Raw genomic sequence first — 21,254 nt, 5'->3', positions numbered from 1 at the left:
TATGATAGGGGGGATTGGAATGCCGGAAGCAAACGTCCGCCATCGGCCGGCGGTGGCGATGGCGCTGTCTTTGTTGTTTGCCGGCCTTGGGCAGTTGTACAACCGCCGGTATGTCAAAGGCATCTTGTTCATCATCATTGAAGCTTCGTTTTTGCTGACGTTTTACAACTTTTTAAACATCGGGCTGTGGGGACTCGTCACGCTTGGCGAAATTCCGATGTTGGATCATTCGATTTTTCTCTTGATTCAAGGATTGGTTTCGGTCATCATCATCGCATTTGCGGCCGCCCTGCATATTGCGAACATCATTGATGCGCGCAACGACGCCCGCCGCCGGCAAAGGGGCGAACCGTTTCCGTCGCTGTGGGAATCGTGCCGCAACGCTTGGGATAAAGGATTTCCGTACATCTTTGTCACGCCCGGGCTTGTGATGCTGTTGTTTATCGTCGTGCTGCCGCTGTTGTTTATGGTGTCGCTCGCCTTTACCGACTACAACTTGTACCACTCGCCGCCACGGCATTTGCTGAATTGGGTTGGATTGGAAAACTTCAAAAACTTAGTGTCGATTCCGATTTGGAAAAGCACGTTTCTTAGCGTTCTCGCCTGGACGATCGTTTGGACCGTGGTGGCGACAACGGCGCAAATCGCCCTTGGCCTGTTTTTGGCGCTCCTTGTCAACGACCCGCGCATCAAGTTCAAGCGGTTCATCCGCACGGTGTTGATTTTGCCGTGGGCCGTGCCAGCGTTTGTCACGATTTTGGTGTTTGCGGCGATGTTCAACGACAAATTCGGAGCCATCAACCGCGAAGTGTTGAGTTTGTTTGGGGTGTCGATCCCGTGGATGACCGATCCGTTTTGGACGAAAGTGGCGCTTATTTTGATTCAAACGTGGCTTGGCTTTCCGTTCGTCTTTGCGCTGTTTACCGGCGTTTTGCAAAGCATTTCCCGCGACTGGTACGAAGCGGCCGACATCGACGGGGCGACGCGCTGGCAAAAGTTCAAATCGATCACGCTGCCGCACGTCCTGTATGCGACCGCACCGCTGTTGATTATGCAATACGCCGGCAACTTCAACAACTTTAACATCATCTATTTGTTCAACGACGGGGGGCCTGCGGTGCGCGGGCAAAACGCCGGTGGAACGGACATCCTCATTTCATGGGTGTACGATTTGACGTTCACGACGAACAACTACAATATGGCAGCGGCGATCTCGCTCATCATCGGCTTGATCGTCAGCGGGTTTGCCATTTACCAGTTCCGGCGCACCCGTTCCTTTAAAGAGGAGGGGAACATTTGATGAACCGCAAATGGAAATCGCGCGTGGAAGTAGCGCTTATTTATTTGTTTATCGCCTTCATGTTTGTCGTCATCGCCTATCCGCTCCTTTGGACGATCAGCATGTCGCTCAATCCAGGAACGAGCCTGTATTCGGCGTCGCTCATCCCGGAGAAGTGGTCGTTTGAGCACTATAAGTGGTTGTTTACCAGTCCGGACAGCGATTATTTGCTTTGGTATAAAAACAGCTTGTTTGTTGCGACGGCCAATGCGGCGTTGTCCGTCTTGTTTACGGCGCTCATCGCCTATGCGTTTTCGCGCTACCAATTCGTCGGGCGGAAAACGGGGCTGTATTTGTTTTTAGTGTTGCAAATGTTTCCGTCGCTCATGGCGATGGTGGCGATCTATATTTTGCTCAATATGCTCCATTTGCTCGATTCGCTGTGGGGGCTCATTCTCATTTATGTAGGCGGACAAATTCCGTTTAACGCCTGGCTGGTCAAAGGCTACTTTGATACGATTCCGCGCGAGCTGGATGAGGCGGCGCGCATCGACGGCGCCGGGCATTTCGGCGTCTTTTTCCGCATTATGCTGCCCTTAGCCAAGCCGATTTTGGCCGTTGTCGCGTTGTTCAACTTTATGGCGCCGTTCACCGACTTTTTGCTGCCGTCGATAGTGTTGCGCGACCCGGACAAATTTACATTGGCGGTCGGGCTGTTTAACTTCATCAGCGACCGGTTTGCGAACAACTTCACCCGCTTTGCCGCCGGCTCAATTTTGATTGCCGCGCCGATCGCCGTCGTCTTTTTGTTCCTGCAACGGTATTTGATTTCCGGCTTAACGGCCGGTGGCACAAAAGGGTAAGAACCGCTATCATAAATAGTGGGCTTACCCGTTTCCGAATGAGCAAATGAATCGGGAAGGGAGGAATGGAAATGGGGAACCGGCTCTTTATGCTGCTCGTCCTTCCGTTCCTTCTTTTTTATGCCTGGCCGGTGCAGGCGGCGGAGAAAGAAGAACGGACGTGGCAAGATGAAGCGATTTATTTCATTATGGTCGACCGGTTTAACAATATGGATCCGACGAATGACAAGGGCGTCAATGTCAACGATCCGAAAGGGTATTTCGGCGGCGACTTGAAAGGGGTGACGGCGAAACTCGATTACATCAAGGAGATGGGATTTACAGCCATTTGGCTGACGCCGATTTTCGAAAACATGCCGGGCGGATACCACGGGTATTGGATCAAAGATTTTTATCGCGTCGATCCGCATTTCGGCACGCTGGATGATTTGAAGACGCTTGTCAAAGAAGCGCACAAGCGCCATATGAAAGTCATCTTGGACTTTGTCGCCAACCATGTCGGCTACGACCATCCATGGCTTCGCGACCCGGCGAAAAAAGATTGGTTCCATCCGAAAAAAGAGATTTTCGACTGGAATGATCAAACACAACTAGAAAACGGATGGGTGTATGGGCTGCCGGATTTAGCGCAGGAAAATCCAGAAGTCAAGAAATATTTAATCGATGCGGCCAAATGGTGGATCAAAGAAACGGACATTGACGGCTATCGCCTCGATACGGTGCGCCATGTGCCAAAATCATTTTGGCAGGAGTTTGCCAAAGAAGTGAAATCGGTGAAACAAGACTTTTTCCTTCTTGGCGAAGTGTGGAGCGACGATCCGCGCTATATTGCCGAGTACGGCCAATACGGCATCGACGGTTTTGTCGATTATCCGCTGTATGGCGCGGTGAAGCAGTCGCTTGCTAGGCGCGATGCATCGCTCCGGCCGTTGTATGACGCCTGGGAATACAACAAAACGTTTTACGACCGCCCGTACTTGCTCGGGACGTTTTTGGACAATCACGATAACGTGCGGTTTACGAAACTTTCGATTGACAACCGCAACAATCCGATTTCACGCATCAAGCTGGCGATGACGTATTTGTTCACCGCCCCCGGCATCCCGATCATGTATTACGGAACGGAAATCGCCATGAACGGCGGCGAAGACCCGGACAACCGCCGCTTGATGGATTTCCGCGCCGATCCGGAGATCATCGATTACTTGAAAAAAATCGGCCCGCTCCGCCAACAGCTGCCGTCTTTGCGGCGCGGCGATTTTACGCTCCTGTATGAAAAAGACGGCATGGCGGTGTGGAAACGGCAATATGAAGATGAAACAACGGTTATCGCCATCAACAACACGGGCAAAACGCAGCACGTTCACCTAACGAACGACCAGCTGCCAAAAAACAAGGAACTGCGCGGCTTTTTATTGGACGATCTCGTCCGCGGCGATGGCGACGGATACGATCTTGTGCTCGACCGCGAAACGGCGGAAGTGTACAAACTGCGGGAAAAAACAGGGATCAACGTTTCGTTTATCGCCGCCATCGTATCGGTTTGCGTGTTGTTTCTTTTGTTTTTGTATTTGGTGAAAAAACGGGCGAAGCGGATGCCGGAATAGAGGGAAAGGAGGGACCTTATGACCGTTACGATTAAAGATGTAGCGAAACGAGCGAACGTTGCGCCGTCAACCGTCTCGCGCGTCATCGCCGACAGCCCGCGCATCAGCGAGAAGACGAAACAGCGGGTGCGCGAAGCGATGAAAGAGCTCGGCTATCACCCAAACTTTATTGCTCGCAGCCTCGCGAGCCAAATGACGCAAGTGATCGGCATCGTCATGCCGAGCTCCGCCGACCAAGCGCTACAAAACCCGTTTTTCCCGGAAGTCATCCGCGGCATCAGCAAAGCTGCCCATGAAAAGCGATATGCTTTGCAAATGTCGACCGGAGAGAAAGAAAACGACATTTACGAGCGAGTCGTGGAGATGCTGCAAGGACGGCGCGTCGACGGCGTTATTTTGCTTTACTCGCGGCAAAACGATAAGCTCATGAAGTACTTGTTAAAGCATGGCTTTCCGTTCGTCGTCATCGGCAAACCGCACCAAAAAGCGGAACAAGTGACCCATGTCGACAACGACAACGTCCAGGCGGGGAAAGATGCGGCAAACTGGTTGATCGCTCGCGGGCACGAACGCATCGCGTTTGTCGGCGGCAATCCGCAATATTTGGTGACCGTCGACCGCCAAACCGGCTACGCCGCGGCCTTGCAGGAGGCGGGGCTTCCGTACCGGCCGGAATACGTCGTCCATGCAGAATTTTTGCAGGAAGGCGGCCAAGAGGCGATGAAGGAGCTTCTTTCGTTGCCTGAGCCGCCGACCGGGCTTGTCGTCGCCGATGATCTCATGGCGCTCGGCATCTTGAAAACGCTTGATGAAATGGGGCTTGGCGTCCCGGAAGATGTTTCGATCGTCAGCTTCAACAACACGCTGCTCGCCGAAATGTCGCGTCCGCCGCTCACGTCGGTTGACATCGGCATTTTTCAGCTCGGCTACGAAGCGGCGAAAAGTTTAATTGAGAAAATCACCAACCCGAATGAACCGATCAAACGCATCATCATCCCGCACCGGCTCGTGGAACGGGGGTCGTGTGCACAGCGTTAGAAAGAAGCGGTGTTGGCAAAGAGACGTCCGTCGTATTGGCGGGCGTTTTTTTTTTGTTTTCGAGCATGTTGGAAGTGAAAGTGAGTGGATCGGGAACGGTTGAGTCCGTAACGAGCACGGACATTCAAGCTGACGGCAGCAAAGAAGTGGATGAAGTGCTCGTTTCCGAAGGGGAAACCGTGACGAAGGGGGAAGACCTCATTACATTTACTGATGGCAGCGATCCGATTGAAGCGCCAGCAGCTGGAACGATCACCTCGCTCGACGTGGAAGAAGGAGACCGCGTCAATGACGGACAAGTCGTCGCCCATCTCACCAATTACAGCGATTTGCAAGTAAAAGTGCAAGTGGATGAGCTTGATATTCCAAAAGTGAAGGTCGGACAAACTGCTGCGATTAAGATCAACGCTTTTCCTGAGGCGACATATACCGGAAAGGTCACCTCCATCGCCAAAGAAGGGACGGTTTCGAACGGTGTGTCGACTTTCGATGTGACGGTGCACATCGATAAACCGACGAATGTGAAAATCGGCATGACAGCGGAAGTAAGCATTTTAGTCGAAAAGAAAGATAATGCGTTGTATGTTCCGATCGAAGCGGTTCACACGATGAATGATGAAAAGTTCGTGCTTGTCGTCCAACAGTCGGCGGACGGGAGCAGCACGGCTGTGCGCCAAACGGTGAAAACCGGCATTAGCAATGAAGACAACATTGAAATTACCGATGGATTGAGCGAAGGGCAAATCGTGCAGCTGCCGAGCGTTTCCACTTCCTCCAGTACGAATAATCCAGGGCGGCAAGAAAGAATGATGTGCTCACCTTGGCGCGTTCAGACTCGAATCAGTTGGAAATGCAAAAAGAAGCGTTTCGGCTGGATGAATTGGTCCGCGACATTGGCGAACAGTACAGCGAGATCGCTTCCAGCAGAAAACGATGAGCGTCGAAGCGCAAATCCCTATTGAGTGGGTGGGCGACCGTGAACGCATCCATCAATTGATCGTCATTTTGCTTGACAATGCCTTGAAATATACGACGGAAGATGGGAGAAAAGCGACGCTCATATCGCCGGACATAAACAGAGACGAAACGAAGCGAAGCCGGAGTACATCCTCAATGTCGAAGTCGGACATTATGAGGTGAAGGCGGTGAAACAAGCGGCACAGTCAGCGTCGGCTGAAGATTGAAAAAGGGAAATGAAAAAGAGCTCCTCTTTTCGCTCATGGCATTGGCGTTGAGAGGAGCTGAATGCGGTTATGGTTTTATGTTGCTTGGAATGCTGGGTGTTCCGTACGTATGGAATGTTTCCGCATTGCGGTAGCTGGTGTTTGTACAATGGGGACGCAAAGTTTGTTGAATACATTTGTCTCGCAATATTATCCCGCCCCATGTCCGCTCTACGGGCGTTGGATTGGCCAATGGCGTCGGTCGCTTAGGAGGAATGGTTGGCCCGATGCTTGGCGGGGCGCTGCTAGGAATGAAAGCCCCCATTTTCATGTGCTTTGTTGCTTTTGCGCTGCCAGGCGTTATCGCTTCTTTGGCTGTTCTTTGCGTGCGCAAGAAAAAACGAGACATAGCGGTTGCTGGGCAAGAGGCGGAAACGCTCTTCACATGAGATGGTGAATAGAAAACATGCAGTGGCATTCCCCGAACTATTGACTGCTTAAAACAGAGGGGGGAAGCCGCGGAGGCATTTTTAGGTTCAACGATCTACCTTTAGTGAACCTTTAACGTAAAAAAATCCACCCCATTCCGGGGCGGACTGAGAGAAGAGGGGCACCTTGCAAAGAAGTGGAGGAACATCGTAGCTTTATCGTATCGGTTTTTTTACAATGATTCTATATTTTTGTAAGAAAAGATAACGAAGTTTTGTCAAAAAGGATTGACCGCAGCGGCTGAGATGGTCAGCCGCTGACGAATTTTCCGCCATCGACGTGCAGCATTTGTCCGGTCATGTACGACGACTCATCGCTCGCCAAAAAGACGTAGCACGGAGCGACTTCGCACGGTTGGCCGGGACGTTTCATCGGCGTGTTGGCGCCGAATGTGGCGACTTGCTCGCTTTTGAACGTCGACGGGATGAGCGGCGTCCAAATCGGGCCTGGGGCGACGCCGTTGACGCGAATGCCTTGGCCGACGAGCGCTTTGGCGAGCGACCGGGTGAAGGCGACGATCGCGCCTTTTGTCGCCGAGTAGTCGATGAGCTGCTCATTTCCTTCGTAGGCGGTGATCGAAGCGGTGTTAATAATCGCGCTTCCGCTTTTTAAGTGCGGGAGCGCCGCTTTCGTTAGGAAAAAGCAGCCGAATACGTTCGTGCGAAACGTTTTTTCCAGCTGCGCGGCGGTGATGTTGAGAAAGTTCGGCTGCGGGTGCTGTTCAGCGGCGTTATTGACGACGATATCGAGCTTGCCGAACGCTTCGATTGTTTGTTTCACCGCTTCTTTGCAAAACGCTTCATCGCCAATGTCTCCCGCAAGGGCCAGACACCGTCTTCCTTCCTGCTCGACGAGCTGTTTCGTTTCGTCGGCATCTTCATGTTCGTTGAGATAGAGAATCGCCACATCGGCCCCTTCTTTGGCGAAATGAACCGCGACCGCGCGGCCGATGCCGCTGTCGCCGCCGCTGATGATGGCGGTTTTGTTTTTGAGCTTGCCGCTTCCTTTATAGGTGTCTTTGATGGTGACCGGCTGCGGGTTCATCTCCGTTTGCAGGCCGGGCTGGCGCGTCTGGTGCTGCGGGGGCAGCGTTGTTTGTTGCTTTGTGACCATGTTTGTTCCTCCTTAGCATGTATTGTCATCGTTAGTATGGGACGGAGGAGGGGAATTATGTGTTAAGAGGGGATGGACCACGAACAATGAATAAGCCGTTGGTCATCTTTTTTTCGCCCACGTTTCAATCCACATTGCGATTTCCTCAATCGATGGTTTATCGGTCACGACTTTCACGGTATATTCTTCTGCTTCTTTTTCCGGAGCGGCGAGGAGATAACCGTTTAGCCAAAGAAACTGTTTCATGGCGGCAAAGCCTGTTCGTTTATTGGCATTGTGAAACGGATGGTTTTGGCAGAGGCTGGCGTATAACGCTGCCGCCTTCAGCCAAAGGGTTGGATAAGCGTCCTGTCCGAAAGCGCTTTGTTTCGGGCGGTTGACCGCGCTGTTCAACAGCTCTGGAAATTTTACGCCTTTTTGTTCCTCTGGAGTGTATTTTTCGATCAACAAGGCATTGAGGAAGATGATCTCTTTTTCGGTCAAAAAACGAGTCATATCTGTTTTCGCCTACTTTTTTGCCAAATTTCGGAGGGTGTTGTCGTAATTCGCAAATAAGTCTTTGAGACCATCGACAAAATCTTGGCCGAAGTCGTCTAGGATGCTGTAGTCGATGGGTGAGTATTTGCTGATGACCACTTTTCCATCTGCTTCGAGGCGAAATTGAATTTCATCTCCTTGTTTTGCCTTCAAATGGTCCAACACTTCCTGGGGAAGAGTGATTCCTAGACTGTTCCCTACTTTCGTTATTTTTCGTTCCATTGGTTTCACCACCGTACTCATATCGATTCTCCTTCCATACTATTTTATTCATGGTTATAACAAGTTATAACAATTATAATAAAAAAAGATAGTTGAGTCCATCGTTCGATGATCGGTTTGTCAGAAAAATTAGGAAAACGAGCCGGCCTATTCGCCAGCTCGTTTCCCGCTTATAAGACATTGAAATACCGCGCTTCCGGATGGGCGAAGACGATCGCCGAAACCGATGCTTCGGGTTCCATCATATAGCCGTCGGTGAGACGGATGCCGATGTCTTCTGGATGAAGCAGACGGAACAGTTTCTCCTGGTCTTCCAAGTTCGGACAGGCCGGGTAGCCGAACGAGTAGCGCTGGCCCTGGTATTTGGCGGCGAAGCGCTCTTCCATCGTGAAATCCGGGTCGTCCGGGAAGCCCCAGCGGTCGCGCATAATTTGATGGATTCGTTCGGCGAACCCTTCGGCAATCTCGAGCGCCAACGCTTGGATGGCATGGCTTTTCAAAAATTCGCCTTCTTCCTTCCAGCGCTGGGCGAGTTCGCGGACGCCATGCCCGGCGGTGACGGCGAACAAACCGACGTAATCCATTTCGCCGCTTTCTTTCGATTTCAAATAATCGGCGAGGCAAAGATACGGCGCCCGCGGTTGGCGCGGAAAGTCGAACATCTCGAGCACTGTTTTGCCGTCAGTCGGATCGTAAATGTAAACCCGGTTGCCGTCGCTTTGCGCCGGGAAGAAGCGGTAGACGCCGGCGGGTTGAATCCAGCCGCGTTCTTTCGCTTCGGCAACGAGTTCGTCGACGACCGCTTTTAACGCCAACGCTTTTTCGTCCCGTTCTTCAAGCAGCCGCTTCACTTTTCCTTTCAAGCCGAGGTGGTGGCCGAGCACCATTTGCCAGTTGACGTACGGCAACACATGGTCAAGCGGCACGTTTCGCAGCACGTGGCGCTCGAGGTCGGCCGGGACATACACCGGCACATCGGTCGAGACGTTCGATTTGAACGCGGTGGCGACCGCCGTTGGCCGTGTCGGCTCGTTTTCGGTCGCTTCTTTTTTCTTGTAGTCAATTTCGCCTTGCTGGAGTTGGTTGGCGAGCGCGAGCCCGTCCATGGCGTCTTTTGCGTACAGGACGACGCCGTCGTATTCGGGTGCGATTTTGTTTTCGGTAAATTTGCGCGTCAAGGCGGCGCCGCCGACTAAAATGGGCGTTGAGATGCCGGCTTGCCGCAAATCTTGGGCGGTGACGACCATCTGTTGGGCCGATTTGACAAGCAAGCCCGACAACCCGATGATGTCGGGCTGATGTTCGCGCACCGCTTCAATGAGTTGCTGCGGAGCGACTTTAATGCCGAGGTCGATCACCTCGTAGCCGTTGTTGCTTAAAATGATGTCGACCAAGTTTTTGCCGATGTCATGCACATCGCCTTTGACGGTGGCGAGAATGACTTTTCCTTTTGTGCTTCCTTCTTTCTTTTCCATATACGGCTCTAAAAAGGCGACGGCCGCTTTCATCACTTCCGCGCTTTGCAATACTTCAGCGACGATGAGCTGGTTGTTGTTGAACAGCCGCCCGACTTCATCCATGCCGGCCATAAGCGGACCGTTGATGATCGACAGCGGATCGGAGTAGGTCTCAAGCGCCTTCTCTAAATCGGGAATGAGCCCGTCTTTCGACCCTTCAATGACGTAGCGGGCGAGCCGCTCTTCAAGGCTCAAGTTCTCCTCAGCCGGCTTGGCGGCGGTGATTTTGCTTCGGTAAAATTCGATAAAGGTGTTTAATGTTTCATCGCTCGTGTCAAACAAAAGCGCTTCGGCCATCCGCACTTCCTCTTCCGGAATCGAGGCGAACCGCTCAAGCTTCTCAGTGTTGACGATCGCATAATCGAGCCCAGCTTGCGTGCAATGGTACAAAAAGACGGAGTTGAGCACCTCGCGCCCGGCCGGCGGCAAGCCGAACGAGACGTTGCTGATGCCGAGCATCGTCAAGCACTCCGGCAGTTGCTCTTTAATGAGGCGAATGCCTTTGATCGTTTCATTCGCCGCGCCGATGTATTGCTCATCACCGGTGCCGACCGGGAAGACGAGCGGATCGAAAATGATGTCGCGCGCCGGCACCCCGTAGCGGTTAACGAGCAAGTCATACGAACGCAAGGCAATTTCCAGCTTCCGTTCGGCGGTGACCGCCATTCCTTGTTCATCGATCGTGCCGACGACGACAGCGGCGCCGTATTTGTGCAAGAGAGGAACGACTTTCGCAAACCGCTCCTCGCCGTCTTCCAAGTTGATCGAATTGATGATCGCTTTCCCTTGCGAGTAGGTGAGGGCGCGCTCGATGACGCGCTCGTCGGTTGAATCGATGACAAGCGGCACTTTCACTTTTTTCACGACTTCGCGGACGAACTGCTCCATGTCATGGAGTTCGTCGCGGTCTGGGTCGGCGAGGCAAATGTCGATGACATGGGCGCCGTTTTTCACTTGTGCGCGGGCGATTTCCGCCGCTTCTTCGTATTTCCCTTCGGCGATGAGGCGCTTGAATTTGCGCGAGCCGATGACGTTTGTCCGCTCGCCGACAAAGAGCGGGCGCATCGTTTCCTCATAAATGAGCGCCTCGATGCCGGAGACGGCGTGGACGTCAAACGAAGACGGGATCGCCCGCGGCGGGATGCCGCGCACCGCTTCGGCGATGGCGCGAATATGGTCCGGCGTCGTGCCGCAACACCCGCCGACGATGTTGATCCATCCTTTTTCGGCAAAGCGGCGGATTTTCTCTGCCAACATCTCCGGCGTTTCATGGTAGCGGCCTTCTTCATCCGGCAGCCCGGCGTTCGGATAGCAGCTGACCGCCGTATCCGCAAGCGAGGCGAGCGTCCGCAAATGGTCGGTCATAAACTCCGGGCCGGTCGCGCAGTTTAAGCCGACGGCGATCGGCTTCATATGGCGCACCGAGATGAAAAACGCATCGATCGCCTGCCCGGCGAGCGTCGTGCCCATCGGCTCGATCGTGCCGGAAATCATGAGCGGCACGCGGCGGCCGACCGCCTCAAACGCCTTGGAAATGCCGAGAAATCCGGCTTTTACGTTCAACGTATCTTGGCACGTCTCCAGCAACAGAAGATCGACGCCGCCCAACAGCAGCCCGCGCGCTTGTTCTTCATAGGCGGCGACGAGTTCCTCAAAGGTCGCGCCGCCTGTCACCGACAACGTCTTCGTCGTCGGCCCCATCGACCCGGCGACAAAGCGCGGCCAGTCGGGAGTTGAGAACGCCTCCGCCGCTTGTTTGGCGAGCTTGGCCGCTTCGATGTTCAACTCGAGCGCCAAATGCCCGAGGTTGTATTCATCGAGCACAATGCGCGTCGCCCCGAACGTGTTCGTTTCGATGATGTCAGCGCCCGCTTCCAAATACGCTTCGTGAATGCGGCGGATGACAGGCGGGGCGGTGAGGGTCAAATATTCGTTGCACCCTTCATACGCCTCGCCGCCAAAATCGGCGGTTGATAGGTTGGCGCTTTGGATCATCGTCCCCATCGCGCCGTCAATGACGAGAATTTTTCGCTGCAGCTGCTGTTCTAAGGTGATGTTAGCCATGAACAACCTTCCTTTCTTTGGCGGCCGCTTCTTTTTCATGGATGTAGCGGACGAGCTCGACTGTCATGTCATAGCGCAAAAACGGCGTGATCAAATAAATGCCGTTAAACAAATCAAACGCCGCGTCAATGAGCGATTTGGCGATGGCAATTCCTTCGCGCGCCGCTTCTACTGGGTCGCTGCCGCAGGCGGCCATGCGGGCGCGAATCTCGTCCGACAGAGTGATCCCCGGCACTTCATGGTGCAAAAATTCGGCGTTGCGCGCGCTCACAAGCGGCATAATGCCGATGTAGATCGGCGTGGCGAGATGTTTCGTTGTTTCGTATATTTGCACGATTTTTTCTTCCGAGTAAACCGGCTGGGTCAAGAAATAGTGGGCGCCGCATTGAATTTTTTTCTCCATTCGCTCGACCGCTTTATCCAAATGGCGGACGTTCGGATTGAAGGCCGCACCGATCGAGAAGTTCGTTTTTTGCCCGAGCGGTTTGCCCGAGTACGATAATCCCTCGTTGAATTGGCTGATCAGGCGGATGAGATCGAATGACGACACATCATACACGGACGTCGCTCCCGGGAAATCGCCGATTTTCGACGGGTCGCCGGTAATAGCGAGCACGTCGGTGATGCCGAGCGTATGCAACCCCATCAAATGCGACTGCAGGCCGATCAAGTTGCGGTCGCGGCACGTAATATGCACGAGCGGGCGGACGCCGAGCCGCTCTTTCACGATCGTGGCGACGGCGGCGTTGCTGATGCGCGGCGTAGCAAGCGAGTTGTCGGCCAACGTCAGCGCGTCGATGCCAGCGTCATGGAGCTCTTTCGCCCCAGCGAGAAACTTGTCAATGCCGAGTTGCTTCGGCGGATCCAGCTCCACAATGACCGAGCGGCGCGTGCGGGCGAGCTCGGGAAGCGGAGTCGGCGCGGGCCGATCGGCTTGCACCGATACAGATGCCGTCGTGCGCCGCTTCACCGTTTTTTCCGTCACCGGCGTCCGGTCGGCGAGCGCCTTTGCCATTGCCTCAATATGTTTCGGCGTCGTGCCGCAGCACCCGCCGATCAAGCGCACCCCTTGATCGCGGAACGCTTTGGCCGCCTCTTCAAAATATTCCGCGTTCGTTTCATAGACAAGCCGGCCGTCGCGGTAATCCGGGAGGCTCGCGTTCGGATACGCCGACAAAAATGCGCGATTGGGCAGGGGCACTTCCTCAAGCGACTGAATCATATAGTGCGGACCAAGCCGGCAGTTGAGCCCGACAACATCGGCCCCGAGCGCCTCCAGGCGGCTAAGGGCGTCCGCGAGCGGCGTGCCGTCTTGCAAAACGCCGACTTCATGGAGCGACACATGGGCGATAATCGGCAAGTCCGTCTCTTTGCGCGCGATGGCAAGCACCGTCTCCAACTCTTCCAAATCGTAATACGTCTCCAGCAGCACACCATCAACCCCTTCGGCAAGCAGCACAAACAGCTGCTCGCGAAACGTCCGTTTCACTTCTTCGAGCGTGACGACGCTTTTGTTTAACGTGCGCAGCCCTCCGATCGTTCCGAGCACGTACGCCCCCCCATTGGCTGCTTGCTTCGCCAGTCTTACAGCGGCGCGATTGATCGCCGGCACCTCGTCTTGCAAGCCGTAGCGCGCGAGTTTCACATAGTTGGCGCCGTATGTATTCGTCTGAATGACATCGGCGCCCGCCGCGATATACGCTTCATGAATATGAATGATTTCGTCTGGATTCGATAGATTCAATTCTTCAAAACAACGGTCGACGCCATGCGAATATAACAGCGTCCCCATCGCTCCGTCGGCGATGAGAATGCGTTGTTTCAACTCATCGAGCAGCCCCACGTTTGATTCCCCCATTTCGTTGTAGTAAAAGAAAAAAGCCTTCTAAGAAGAAGACTTTTCGTTCGCTTCTTCTTATCTTCCAGGCTGTTGCCTGTCTGGATTTAGCACCTTGGCCGCGGCCAGGTTGCTGAGGGTTCACCGGGCCAGTCCCTCCCCCTCTCTTGATAAGAATGTCCGTATGCGGTTGTTTATTTCGTCTTGACTATTACTATATAATTTAATGTATTTTTTGAAATTATTCAATACGGTGAAGCAAGGAAATTTGAAAAAACGATCAATGAGACAGCGGCTTTCCGCATTGCGGGCAAAATTGGAAGCTGTTCTGCGGAATAGTCAGCCGCTTTTTGTTTTTTAGTCGCCGACATGGCGGAAAGCATATTTTTCCGTTGCACTTTCTACTCTCCTATGTTCTAATTAGGAATAGTGAACATCAAGAAGATGGGGGGCTGAAAGTGAACGGAGAAATCATCCGCTTCGAGCGAGTGACGAAGGAATACGACGGCGCAGCCGTACTGGATGATGTCAGTTTTGCGATGGAGCGCGGGAAGTTTTATACGCTGCTTGGCCCGTCAGGGTGCGGGAAGACGACGATTTTGCGGCTGATTGCCGGGTTTATCGAACCGACGGAAGGAACGATTTATTTCCACGGGAAGCCGATTCAAAACGTCCCGCCGAACAAGCGGCAAGTCAACACTGTCTTTCAAGACTATGCGTTGTTTCCTCATCTCGATGTGTTTGAAAACGTGGCATTTGGCTTGCGCGTGAAAAAGATGAAAGAAGCGCACATCCGCCAAAAAGTGAGCGAAGCGCTCCGGTTTGTCAACTTGGACGGCTATGAGCGCCGCCGCATTCAAGAGATGTCCGGCGGTCAGCGCCAGCGCGTCGCGATTGCGCGGGCGATTGTGAATGAGCCAGAAGTGTTGCTCTTGGATGAGCCGCTATCGGCCTTGGATTTGAAGCTGCGCACGGAAATGCAGTACGAACTTCGCGAACTGCAGCGCCGCTTAGGGATTACGTTCATTTTTGTCACGCATGATCAAGAAGAAGCATTGGCGATGTCCGATTACATTTTTGTTCTAAATAAAGGAAAAATTCAGCAGTTTGGGACGCCGAAAGACATTTACGACGAGCCTGTCAATCGATTCGTCGCCGATTTCATTGGCGAATCGAACATTTTGTCAGGGCGCATGATCGATGATTTCCTCGTCGAATTTGCCGGCAAACAGTTTGCGTGTGTTGACCGCGGCTTCGCGCCAAACGAACCGGTCGATGTCGTCATCCGCCCGGAAGATTTGGAGCTCGCGGCGCCGGAAGATGGGCAGATCGTCATCCGCGTCGATTCGCTCTTATTCCGCGGTGTCCATTATGAAATTTGCGGCTATGACGAAAACGGCAACGAATGGCTTGTCCATTCGACGAAAAAGGCCGAAGTCGGGGAAACGGTCGGCCTTCGTTTTGAACCGGAAGCGATTCACGTCATGCGAGTCGAAAAGGAGGATGAGGACGCATGACGGAACGGGCGTGGCGGAACTGGTATTTAATCCCTTATGGCATTTGGCTTGTGCTGTTTGTCGTGGCCCCGATTGTCTTTTTGGTGTATGAATCGTTTTTGGATCTTGACGGCCATTGGACGTTGTCCAACTACAAATCCGTGTGGACGCCCATTTATTTGAAAATGATGGCGTATTCGTTTTGGTATGCGTTTTTAATCACGCTTGTGTCGCTGCTCATCGGCTATCCGACCGCCTATTGGCTGACGAAGACGCGCCACAAGCAGTTATGGCTGTTGTTGCTTATTTTGCCGATGTGGGTGAATTTGCTGCTGAAGGTGTATGCGTTTTTAGGGCTGTTCGGCACATATGGACTGGCCAACGCTTTTTTGCAGGCGATCGGCCTCGGGGCGCGGCAGTTGTTGTTCACCGATTTCAGCTTTGTGTTCGTCTCTGTGTACATTTTTATTCCGTTTATGGTGCTGCCGATTTTCAACGCGCTGGAGGAGCTGCCGCCATCGCTTGTCGATGCCGCTCGCGATTTGGGCGCTTCGGCTTGGACGACGTTCTGCCGCGTCGTCTTTCCGCTCACGCTTGGCGGAGTGAAGGCCGGCTGCCAAGCGGTATTCATCCCGGCGCTGTCGCTGTTTATGATTACACGCCTTGTCGCTGGCAACCGCGTCATTACGCTCGGCACCGCCATTGAGCAGCATTTTCTTGTCACCCAAAACTGGGGGATGGGGGCGACGATCGCCGTTGTGTTAATGATCGCGATGGCGGTCATCGTCGTCCTGACAGGAAGCGGAAGAAAAGAGGGAAGCCGATGAAACGGACGCATTGGTGGGGACGTGTGTACCTGTTAGCCGTGTTTGCCGTGATGTATACGCCGATTGTGTATTTGATGTATTATTCGTTCAACAGCGGCGGGACGATGCACGATTTTCAATCGTTCACGTTTAAATGGTACCGCGACGTGCTGTCCGACGACCGCTTGCTCATCATCGTTTTGAATACAATCGTCATTGCGCTGCTGTCGGCGGCGGTCGCGACGATACTTGGGGTCATCGGGGCGCTCGCCGTTTACTATGTCAAGCGGCAACGGACGAAAAACGCTCTTCTCGCCCTCAACAACGTGCTGATCGTCAGCCCCGATGTCATCATCGGCGCTTCGTTTTTGCTGCTGTTTACAATCGCTGGCATCAAGCTCGGCTTTACGTCCGTGCTGTTGTCTCATATCGCGTTCAGCGTGCCGATTGTCGTGTTGATGGTGCTGCCGAAACTCGAGGAAATGAGCCCGACGCTGATTGATGCGGCTAGAGATTTAGGAGCCAGTCATTGGCAAGTGTTGTCCGGTGTGGTGCTGCCATTTTTGGCTCCGAGCATATGGGCGGGCTTTTTCATGGCGCTCACGTATTCGCTCGATGACTTTGCCGTGACCTTTTTTGTCACGGGAAATGGGTTCTCGACGCTGTCCGTGGAAATTTATTCGCGGGCGCGCCAAGGCATTTCCTTGTCAATCAACGCATTGTCGACGCTTCTGTTTTTATTTACCATGCTGCTCGTCATCGGCTATTACGTGCTCAGCCAAAAAGGCGGCCACTTGTACGGGATAGGGGGGCGAAAGTAGGTGAGACGGCTTGTCCAAGGATTTGCGGCCGTGTTCATCGCCGCGTTCGTCCTGATGTTTGTCACTCATCGGCTGAACGAAGCGGAAGGGTACGGCGGAGGCAAAACGGTGACGGTCTACAACTGGGGCGATTACATTGACCCCGCGCTCGTTCGCGAATTTGAAAAAGAGACAGGGTGGAAAGTGATTTACCAAACGTTTGATTCCAATGAGGCGATGATGGCGAAAATCGCCCAAGGCGGGGCAACGTTTGACGTCGCCGTTCCATCCGATTACGCCATCAGCAAAATGATCGAGGAAAACTTGCTGTTGCCGCTCGATCACGACAAGCTACCGAATTTACAATATATCGAACCGCGGTTCCTCAACTTGCCGTTTGATCCGCACAACCGGTATTCCGTGCCGTATTTTTGGGGGACGGTCGGCATCGTCTACAACCGCGAGATGCTTGGCGGCAAGACCATCACAAGCTGGAACGACTTATGGGAGCCAAGCTTGCGCAATCAAATTTTGCTTGTCGACGGGGCGCGCGAAGTGATGGGGATGGCGTTAAACAGCCTCGGCTATTCCCTCAATGACACGAACAAAGCCCACTTGCAAGAAGCAAAGCGGAAGCTCGATCGGCTCATGCCGAATGTGAAGGCGATTGTCGGCGATGAAATCAAGCTGCTGCTTGCCAATGAAGAAGCAGCCATCGGCGTCGTCTGGTCGGGCGATGCGGCCGAAATCATCGCGGAAAACGACAAGCTCGACTATGTCGTGCCGAAAGAAGGCTCCAACTTATGGTTTGACAACATGGTCATCCCGAAAACAGCGAAAAACATCGAAGGAGCGCACGCGTTCATCAACTTTATGCTCGACCCAAAACACGCGGCGCAAAACGCCGAGTACGTCGGCTACTCGACGCCGAACAAAAAGGCGCTTCGCTATTTGCCAAAAGACATCGCGGGCGATCGGCGCTTTTACCCCGATTTGGATTCAGCAGGGCATCTCGAAGTGTACGAAAACTTAGGAAAACACATGCTCGCCTACTACAACGAACTGTTTTTGCAGTTTAAGATGCAGCAAAAGTGAACAAGCGATGTCCCCTTTACCAACGAAGCGAGCGCCGTCTTCATTCATGAGGACTGGCGCTCGCTTTTTTGGCAGAAGGGCTGAGCGGCTTCTTTTTTCGGGATGGTCAGTGTCTCCCAGCGATCGGCGTTCAGATGTTTGATAATATAGACGATTTGTCTGATATGATATGAATAATGGTGTGCTTACAGGTGGTGCGGTAACGGTAAAAGTGAGAAAGCCGTTGCGATGTACTAAAATGATGTGTCGGTGAATGTAGACGAGATTGTATTGGAACGACATTGAGAAGAACGAACATATCCGGGGTGTTGCGTCCTATAAAGGTCGGACAGTGTCAGGATTTTTGTTTGCAGGCAGTGCTCACCATGTTTGCCAAGTGTGTCATTAATCATAGAGGGATTTTCGTCTTGATCTCTCATTTCTCCTTCTCGTGCAGAAAATCAGGAGGATTTTTCATCCAGATGTCGAATGAGTGCTTAAAACATAAAGTTGTTGAGCAATAAAAAGAAGATGGCCAATAAGGGGGCACGAGGATGAACATTCATAAGTTCGTGATGCCCGAAGTGATTTTTGGCAACGGTTCCATTCATCAAGTAGGGGAAAGTTGTCTAAGGCTTGGTGCGACAAATGTGTTGATTGTCAGCGATCCAGGTGTTGCGGAAGCCGGTTGGCTCGATGTTGTCATTAAGAGTTGCAGACAGGCAGGATTAAAATACGCGACATTTTGTGATGTAACAATAAATCCAAAGGATGAAGAAGTGACAAAAGGCTGTGAAGCATATCTTGAAAATGAATGCGATTCCATCATTGGAATCGGTGGAGGAAGTTCTATTGATGCCGCAAAGGCTGTCGCCATTCTTGCTACAAACGGTGGACAAATTCATGAATATGAGGGAGTGGATAAAATTCAATTTCCCCTTCCTCCTCAAGTGATGGTTCCAACAACAGCAGGATCGGGATCAGAAGTGTCTCAATTTTCTGTTATTGTTGATACAAAAGAGAAAAAAAAGATGACGATCATTTCCCGATCTCTTATTCCTGATATTGCAATCATTGATCCAGAAACATTATCGACAAAAAGCGCTCATTTGACAGCCTCAACAGGATTAGATGTTTTAACGCATGGCATTGAGGCTTATGTAAGCTTAGCAGCTACACCACTTACAGATGTTCAATCTCAAAACGCTATTTCTTTAGTAGGAAAATATTTACGCCCTTCTGTCGCCTCTAAAATCAACCAAGAGGCAAAAGCAAATATGGCAATGGCGAGTTTACAGGCAGGATTGGCTTTTTCCAACGCGATTTTAGGCGCTGTTCATGCCATGTCCCATGCTGTCGGGGGAAGGTATCCTCTTCTTCATGGGGATATAAACTCTATATTGCTTCCGCATGTGATGGAGTTCAATCTGTTGGCGAATCCGAAAAAATTTGCTGATATTGCTTATTTTCTCGGAATTGATACTCGCGGCATGTCCTATATGGAAGCGGGAAGAAAGGCGATTGAGTATGTAAAACGATTGGCAGAGGATATTGGGGTGCCGCAGCGATTATCGGATATAGGAGTGAAACAAGAAGAAATACGGAAAATGAGTTTGGTCGCCTTTCATGACGCATGTATGATCACCAACCCTCGTGATATCACTGTAGAAGAAATTGAAGGAATATTCAGAAAGGCGTGGTAAACAAAATGAATGACCGGCAACAACTCATTAGCCTTTTAACAGGAGTTCAATCTTCGAAAAAAAGTTATTACACAGAATTAAAAAAGATGGTCACAGAGTTAAAAAAGAAAAATATGCAGTTGGAGATTATTAATGATATTACAAAAAGCTTCAATATTGATATATCAATGGATGAAATGATGAAAAATAGTATGGATAAATTGAAAACAATTTTTCCAGTGGAACGAATCAGCTTATCGTTATGTGAAAATCATAAATTAGTGTTAACAAATGTATATCCCGCTCACTCTTTGTATTTTCCTATTGGTTTTGTTTTACCAAAAGAGAGGTCGCTCTATTGGAAAGTCGTACAATCGCTCGAAAAAATTTTTTATCAAATAGAAGAAGACGAAGATTTGTATGTTGAAGCAGCTGTATATAACGCCTTAGGAGTTCGCAGTGTATTATTGATTCCACTTATTAGCAAAGGAAAGGTGATCGGGGTACTGAGTATAGGAAGCAAGGAAAAAGTGGTGTATGATGAAGATGATCTGTCCTTTTTTCAGCAATTTTGCGACCAACTGGCGGTTTGTATTGAAAATGTCCGTCTTTATAATGAGGTACTTACCAGTAAAAAAGAATGGGAAGAGACATTCCGAGCTGTTTCAGAAATGATATTCCTCGTCGACCTAGAAGGGAATATTTTACGGTATAATGATGCAGCTAACGAGTTTTTTCAAGTTGACTTGTATAAAAAAGATATATGTAAATTGTTATCAATTAATCCAAAGGAAAGCCCGATCGTGGAAATTTTAGAAACAAAAAAATCTGTTCATCGGCGTATTCATATCCAGCAGAGGGTATGCGAATTGCGTTCTTATCCCGTCTTGAATGAAAAACAAAATATGTACGCTGTGATTATGTATCTTAATGACATTACTGAAAAATTGCAGATTGAAGCTCAACTTGTTCAATCAGGAAAGTTAGCTGCAATTGGGGAAATGGCTGCTGGAATTGCGCACGAATTGAATAACCCTCTCACCGCTATTCTTGGCAATGCCCAGCTGTTGTTGCGGTCTTTTTCAAAAGATGATCGTATATATAAACTGCTATTTGATATTTATTCATGCGGGAAACGCTGCAAAACCATTATTCAAAATTTATTGACATTTTCAAGACAAGATGAATATAGGTTTGAAGATTGTTCTATAAATGATGCCGTTGAACAAGTATTAGGGTTAATTGGTGATCAAATTTGCAAACAAAATATTAGTATTCAAAAAAGATTAGACGCTTCCATTGAATTGATTGAAGGAAACCTTCAACAGATAAGCCAAGTTATTTTAAATTTATTAATAAACGCTAAAGATGCGCTTGAAGAGATGGATATTCCAGAGAAAATCATTGTCATAGAAACAAAGTCGATCGTTGAAGCCGGAGAACATTGGGTTGTTCTATCGATCCGTGACAACGGAAAAGGAATAGAAGAACAACATTTGCAGGAAATTTTTAATCCATTTTTTACAACGAAGAGGCCAGGTAAGGGAACCGGGCTTGGGCTGTCTGTTAGTTTAGGGATTGCTGAGGCGCACGGTGGAACGATTGAGGTGGTCAGCGAACTTGGTAAAGGAAGTGAGTTTATATTAAAACTTCCAAAAAAGAAATAA

General features: G+C 51.1%; 19 protein-coding genes, 1 pseudogene and 1 riboswitch. Of the genes and pseudogenes, 13 read left to right on the top strand and 7 right to left on the bottom strand.

What is annotated here, in order from left to right; genetic code table 11:
- Positions 1-19 precede the first annotated feature (19 nt).
- The 7 genes from CV945_RS04065 (at position 20) to CV945_RS17020 (ending at position 6,399) form a co-directional block, all read left to right on the top strand.
- Positions 20-1,300, top strand: a complete 1,281-nt coding sequence (locus CV945_RS04065) for a carbohydrate ABC transporter permease (RefSeq protein ID WP_100659189.1) — start codon at positions 20-22, stop codon at positions 1,298-1,300.
- Positions 1,300-2,142, top strand: coding sequence for a sugar ABC transporter permease (locus CV945_RS04060; RefSeq protein ID WP_033011695.1), 843 nt, complete (start codon positions 1,300-1,302; stop codon positions 2,140-2,142). The genes CV945_RS04065 and CV945_RS04060 overlap by 1 nt, the downstream gene beginning before the upstream one ends.
- A gap of 71 nt (positions 2,143-2,213) precedes the next feature.
- A complete protein-coding gene (locus CV945_RS04055; RefSeq protein ID WP_100659188.1) occupies positions 2,214-3,749 on the top strand; it encodes an alpha-amylase family glycosyl hydrolase in 1,536 nt (511 codons plus the stop codon).
- An 18-nt stretch (positions 3,750-3,767) separates the two neighbouring features.
- The gene (locus CV945_RS04050) at positions 3,768-4,787 is read left to right on the top strand and encodes a LacI family DNA-binding transcriptional regulator (RefSeq protein WP_013146183.1); all 1,020 of its coding nucleotides are present in this window, start codon (positions 3,768-3,770) and stop codon (positions 4,785-4,787) included.
- Positions 4,772-5,749 carry an efflux RND transporter periplasmic adaptor subunit gene (locus CV945_RS04045; RefSeq protein ID WP_232721986.1) on the top strand — a complete coding sequence of 326 codons (978 nt, stop codon included), beginning with the start codon at positions 4,772-4,774 and terminating at the stop codon, positions 5,747-5,749. The genes CV945_RS04050 and CV945_RS04045 overlap by 16 nt, the downstream gene beginning before the upstream one ends.
- Positions 5,721-5,927 (top strand): ATP-binding protein, encoded by a 207-nt coding sequence (locus CV945_RS17025; protein WP_033013803.1) that lies wholly within the window; start codon positions 5,721-5,723, stop codon positions 5,925-5,927. Before CV945_RS04045 ends, CV945_RS17025 begins: the two co-directional genes overlap by 29 nt.
- Before the next feature lie 310 nt (positions 5,928-6,237).
- On the top strand, positions 6,238-6,399 hold the full coding sequence (locus tag CV945_RS17020) for a hypothetical protein (RefSeq protein ID WP_157807509.1): 162 nt from the start codon (positions 6,238-6,240) through the stop codon (positions 6,397-6,399).
- A gap of 289 nt (positions 6,400-6,688) precedes the next feature.
- Here CV945_RS17020 and CV945_RS04035 read toward each other — a convergent pair whose 3' ends face one another.
- The 6 genes from CV945_RS04035 to CV945_RS17015 form a co-directional block, all read right to left on the bottom strand.
- On the bottom strand, positions 6,689-7,552 hold the full coding sequence (locus CV945_RS04035) for an SDR family oxidoreductase (RefSeq protein ID WP_100659187.1): 864 nt from the start codon (positions 7,550-7,552) through the stop codon (positions 6,689-6,691).
- A gap of 102 nt (positions 7,553-7,654) precedes the next feature.
- Positions 7,655-8,047, bottom strand: coding sequence for a type II toxin-antitoxin system death-on-curing family toxin (locus tag CV945_RS04030; protein WP_033013801.1), 393 nt, complete (start codon positions 8,045-8,047; stop codon positions 7,655-7,657).
- Between the two features lie 12 nt (positions 8,048-8,059).
- Entirely contained in the window at positions 8,060-8,332 is a 273-nt protein-coding gene (locus CV945_RS04025) for an AbrB/MazE/SpoVT family DNA-binding domain-containing protein (RefSeq protein WP_033013800.1), read from the bottom strand.
- Between the two features lie 149 nt (positions 8,333-8,481).
- On the bottom strand, positions 8,482-11,892 hold the full coding sequence (gene metH, locus CV945_RS04020; RefSeq protein ID WP_100659186.1) for a methionine synthase: 3,411 nt from the start codon (positions 11,890-11,892) through the stop codon (positions 8,482-8,484).
- Entirely contained in the window at positions 11,885-13,735 is a 1,851-nt protein-coding gene (locus CV945_RS04015; protein ID WP_100659185.1) for a bifunctional homocysteine S-methyltransferase/methylenetetrahydrofolate reductase, read from the bottom strand. Before CV945_RS04015 ends, metH begins: the two co-directional genes overlap by 8 nt.
- Positions 13,736-13,804: 69 nt before the next feature.
- Positions 13,805-13,906, bottom strand: a riboswitch (SAM riboswitch).
- Between the two features lie 68 nt (positions 13,907-13,974).
- Positions 13,975-14,127 carry a hypothetical protein gene (locus CV945_RS17015; protein WP_157807507.1) on the bottom strand — a complete coding sequence of 51 codons (153 nt, stop codon included), beginning with the start codon at positions 14,125-14,127 and terminating at the stop codon, positions 13,975-13,977.
- A gap of 60 nt (positions 14,128-14,187) precedes the next feature.
- On the opposite strand from CV945_RS17015, the gene CV945_RS04010 reads away from it, so the two are divergent.
- The 4 genes from CV945_RS04010 to CV945_RS03995 are packed head-to-tail and all read left to right on the top strand — an operon-like array spanning position 14,188 to position 17,926.
- Entirely contained in the window at positions 14,188-15,246 is a 1,059-nt protein-coding gene (locus CV945_RS04010; protein ID WP_100659184.1) for an ABC transporter ATP-binding protein, read from the top strand.
- Positions 15,243-16,052 carry an ABC transporter permease gene (locus tag CV945_RS04005; protein ID WP_100659183.1) on the top strand — a complete coding sequence of 270 codons (810 nt, stop codon included), beginning with the start codon at positions 15,243-15,245 and terminating at the stop codon, positions 16,050-16,052. The genes CV945_RS04010 and CV945_RS04005 overlap by 4 nt, the downstream gene beginning before the upstream one ends.
- Positions 16,049-16,852 carry an ABC transporter permease gene (locus CV945_RS04000; protein ID WP_100659182.1) on the top strand — a complete coding sequence of 268 codons (804 nt, stop codon included), beginning with the start codon at positions 16,049-16,051 and terminating at the stop codon, positions 16,850-16,852. The genes CV945_RS04005 and CV945_RS04000 overlap by 4 nt, the downstream gene beginning before the upstream one ends.
- The gene (locus CV945_RS03995) at positions 16,853-17,926 is read left to right on the top strand and encodes an ABC transporter substrate-binding protein (RefSeq protein WP_100659181.1); all 1,074 of its coding nucleotides are present in this window, start codon (positions 16,853-16,855) and stop codon (positions 17,924-17,926) included. It begins immediately after the preceding gene.
- 44 nt (positions 17,927-17,970) lie between these two features.
- Here the strand turns inward: CV945_RS03995 and CV945_RS03990 are convergent.
- Positions 17,971-18,096 (bottom strand): annotated as a pseudogene (locus tag CV945_RS03990) (DUF1572 family protein); the annotation flags it as partial.
- A gap of 363 nt (positions 18,097-18,459) precedes the next feature.
- On the opposite strand from CV945_RS03990, the gene CV945_RS03985 reads away from it, so the two are divergent.
- Positions 18,460-19,608 carry an iron-containing alcohol dehydrogenase gene (locus CV945_RS03985; protein WP_100659180.1) on the top strand — a complete coding sequence of 383 codons (1,149 nt, stop codon included), beginning with the start codon at positions 18,460-18,462 and terminating at the stop codon, positions 19,606-19,608.
- 5 nt (positions 19,609-19,613) lie between these two features.
- A complete protein-coding gene (locus tag CV945_RS03980; RefSeq protein ID WP_094240028.1) occupies positions 19,614-21,254 on the top strand; it encodes a GAF domain-containing sensor histidine kinase in 1,641 nt (546 codons plus the stop codon).

This window comes from Geobacillus sp. Manikaran-105 (assembly GCF_002809955.1).
GTDB lineage: Bacteria > Bacillota > Bacilli > Bacillales > Anoxybacillaceae > Geobacillus > Geobacillus thermophilus.
This window is presented reverse-complemented; position numbering and strand designations above follow the sequence as displayed.

Excerpts from the sequence above, each read along its gene's own strand:
- CV945_RS04065 (WP_100659189.1), top strand. The coding sequence starts at position 20 with ATGCCGGAAGCAAACGTCCGCCATCGGCCGGCGGTGGCGATGGCGCTG.
- CV945_RS04060 (WP_033011695.1), top strand. The coding sequence starts at position 1,300 with ATGAACCGCAAATGGAAATCGCGCGTGGAAGTAGCGCTTATTTATTTG.
- CV945_RS04055 (WP_100659188.1), top strand. The coding sequence starts at position 2,214 with ATGGGGAACCGGCTCTTTATGCTGCTCGTCCTTCCGTTCCTTCTTTTT.
- CV945_RS04050 (WP_013146183.1), top strand. The coding sequence starts at position 3,768 with ATGACCGTTACGATTAAAGATGTAGCGAAACGAGCGAACGTTGCGCCG.
- CV945_RS17025 (WP_033013803.1), top strand. The coding sequence starts at position 5,721 with ATGAGCGTCGAAGCGCAAATCCCTATTGAGTGGGTGGGCGACCGTGAA.
- CV945_RS17020 (WP_157807509.1), top strand. The coding sequence starts at position 6,238 with ATGCTTGGCGGGGCGCTGCTAGGAATGAAAGCCCCCATTTTCATGTGC.
- CV945_RS04035 (WP_100659187.1), bottom strand. The coding sequence starts at position 7,552 with ATGGTCACAAAGCAACAAACAACGCTGCCCCCGCAGCACCAGACGCGC.
- CV945_RS04030 (WP_033013801.1), bottom strand. The coding sequence starts at position 8,047 with ATGACTCGTTTTTTGACCGAAAAAGAGATCATCTTCCTCAATGCCTTG.
- CV945_RS04025 (WP_033013800.1), bottom strand. The coding sequence starts at position 8,332 with ATGAGTACGGTGGTGAAACCAATGGAACGAAAAATAACGAAAGTAGGG.
- metH (WP_100659186.1), bottom strand. The coding sequence starts at position 11,892 with ATGGCTAACATCACCTTAGAACAGCAGCTGCAGCGAAAAATTCTCGTC.
- CV945_RS04005 (WP_100659183.1), top strand. The coding sequence starts at position 15,243 with ATGACGGAACGGGCGTGGCGGAACTGGTATTTAATCCCTTATGGCATT.
- CV945_RS04000 (WP_100659182.1), top strand. The coding sequence starts at position 16,049 with ATGAAACGGACGCATTGGTGGGGACGTGTGTACCTGTTAGCCGTGTTT.
- CV945_RS03985 (WP_100659180.1), top strand. The coding sequence starts at position 18,460 with ATGAACATTCATAAGTTCGTGATGCCCGAAGTGATTTTTGGCAACGGT.
- CV945_RS03980 (WP_094240028.1), top strand. The coding sequence starts at position 19,614 with ATGAATGACCGGCAACAACTCATTAGCCTTTTAACAGGAGTTCAATCT.